1 protein-coding gene and 1 pseudogene are annotated in these 1,512 nt (G+C 62.0%); both read right to left on the bottom strand.

Translation table 11 applies throughout. The annotated features are described in order from the left end of the window. Positions 1 to 976 (bottom strand): AraC family transcriptional regulator (locus ACFWF3_RS35645; protein WP_379318541.1); only part of this gene is annotated, 976 nt, incomplete at its 3' end. 79 nt (positions 977 to 1,055) lie between these two features. Next, a pseudogene (locus tag ACFWF3_RS35640) lies at positions 1,056 to 1,512 on the bottom strand (acyl-CoA synthetase); the annotation flags it as partial.

Here is a 1,512-nt window from a genome sequence, read left to right as displayed (position 1 = left end):
CCCCGAAGCGTCTGCGATATGCGGCGGCGAAGATGCCCATGTTGACGTATCCCCAGGCACCGGCCGTATCGACGACCGTCGTCGATCTGCCGGCCTGCAGGTCGCGACGCGCTCCTTGCAGTCGCTGTTCACGCAGATAGTCGCGCGGCGTGGTGTCGAGGTATCGCCGAAAGGCGCCAGCGAGAGCGCGCACGCTGACGCCGGCGGCGACCGCGACTTCGGACACGGTGGGTAACTCGTGGGCGTTCTCGTCGATGTAGCGCACCGCCCGGCGTACATACCCGGGCGCGTCGAGGTTGGGCCGCGGTGTCAGCTCGACCCCGGCGCGAGCAGCCCAATCTGTCAGGAGCTGGGCGGCGACCAGCTCCTGCAGATTGGCCCCGACACGCCCGTCGGCGACCTGAGCGCTTCCCGACGCGACTGTACGGACGACATATTCCATCAATGCGAGCCAACTACTTCCGGGTCCGCCCACGACGCACTTGTGTCGCCACAAACGATCATCGGGAAGGAGGCCCCACCATCGCACGGCGAGATCTGCCATCAGCTGATGCGGGATGGTCAGGTTGAGCTGCAAGTGGGTCCGGTCGGCTTCGAACCGGTAGTCGACACGACTGCAATCGGCCACGAACGTCCCACCGGCTAGCAGGCTGGTCGACGTTGAACCGCTCACCGAGTGGCGTGTGGCGCCGCGAATTGTCGTAAGCACCAGGATGTTTCCGGCCTCAGCGGCGAACTCATCGATCGATACCGGCAGGCCATAGCAGAATCGAGTGAGGGTTATGTCCCTGATCCTCGCCGAATACATACTGGCGGCAGGCGTCAGTCCTCGACCGACCGGTCGGACTGTGTACGGCATGTACACCGAGTCCGACCAGTCCTGGATCTCATCCCAGTCATTCGACAGCGACGAGCCGCGCGTCGCCGGGGCGCCGCTCAGTGGGTCTAGAGTGATCGCATCGGCCGCCGGGTCCACAGGTGTTCTCTCTCCTCAGTAGTCCCAGCGTAGCGCCGAAGCGGTGCAAGGTGTGGTGTTTGTGAACCTGCGCTTACATCTACGATTCTCCCAGCTTTGCGTACTGCTCGCGCAGGATTCGCTTCAAGATTTTTCCGCTGGGATTCTTCGGGAGTTCGTCGACAATCGCCACATACTTCGGTGCTTTGAAGTGCGCGAGCACGGTTCTTGCGTGCGCGACGACAGATTCGGGGGTGAGGTCGACTCCTTCTTTGGGTACGACGACCGCGGTGACCGCTTCGATCCAACGCTGATCGGCGACGCCGAATACCGCGACTTCTGCTACCGCGTCAAGTTGGTAGATCGCTTCTTCTACCTCGCGGCTAGCGACATTCTCGCCGCCGGACTTGATCATGTCTTTTATCCTGTCGACTACAGTCAGATATCCTTCGTCATCGAAAACACCGAGGTCGCCCGAGTGAAACCAGCCTGAGGCGAATGCATCGTCGGTCTTTTCGGGCTTCACGAAATATCCCAAGGTCGCTTGGGGGCTGCGG

Source organism: Nocardia sp. NPDC060220 (assembly GCF_042727815.1).
Classification (GTDB): domain Bacteria; phylum Actinomycetota; class Actinomycetes; order Mycobacteriales; family Mycobacteriaceae; genus Nocardia.
The sequence above is the reverse complement of the archived record's forward strand: the minus strand, read 5'-3'. Positions and strand labels throughout refer to the sequence as shown.